Below are 611 nucleotides of genomic sequence, written 5' to 3'. Positions count from 1 at the left end.
ATCCATTCGTTCACCCCTGCATGTCCGAACTCATGTCCGAATCTCAGGAATCACGTGGTCCCTTGGGAGCAATTCACCGCGAAACTAGTGCAATATTACAGAGGCCACGCCCAGGAGGGGCGTCCGCCCTATGACCCGGCCGTGGTCTTAAAAATGCTGCTCGTCTCCTACTTGTACAATATCTCTGAGCGTGATACAGAAGACCTGGCTAACTTCTACCTGCCGGTAAAGTATTTCTTGGGCCTCGGAGTAGACGAGAGGGCCCCTGATCACAGCACTCTGACTGCTTTCAAGAATCGCATCCTGGAGAATGGCAAACTGGCTGCCTACCAGAGCCTACTCCAAGAGATCGTCCGCCTGGCCCAGGAACGGGGCGTGGCCTTCGGCTCCATCCAGGTTGTAGATAGCACCCATTCCATCGCCGATGTGAACGTGGAGAAGGAAGAACACAGGCAGAAGGAAGGCAAACCCCCTCGGGACAACCACGCCAGTTGGGGGGTGAAGGGAAGCAAAAAAGTGCGAGGGGAGAGAGGAGTCCGAAAACAGCCACAATACTTTTACGGGTACAAGCAGCATGTCAGTTTCAACGCCCAGGCAGAGATCATCACCAG

Annotated in this window: 1 pseudogene (only partly in view); it reads left to right on the top strand. The window is 54.7% G+C overall.

Annotated elements, in window-relative coordinates:
* Positions 1 to 54 precede the first annotated feature (54 nt).
* Positions 55 to 611: pseudogene (locus H5T64_13190) on the top strand (transposase) (it continues 46 nt past the right edge of the window).

This window comes from Chloroflexota bacterium, from assembly GCA_014360825.1.
In the GTDB taxonomy this organism is placed as follows: domain Bacteria; phylum Chloroflexota; class Anaerolineae; order UBA2200; family JACIWT01; genus JACIWT01.
Note: the sequence above shows the minus strand (reverse complement) of the source record. Positions and strands in the feature narration are given on the sequence as shown.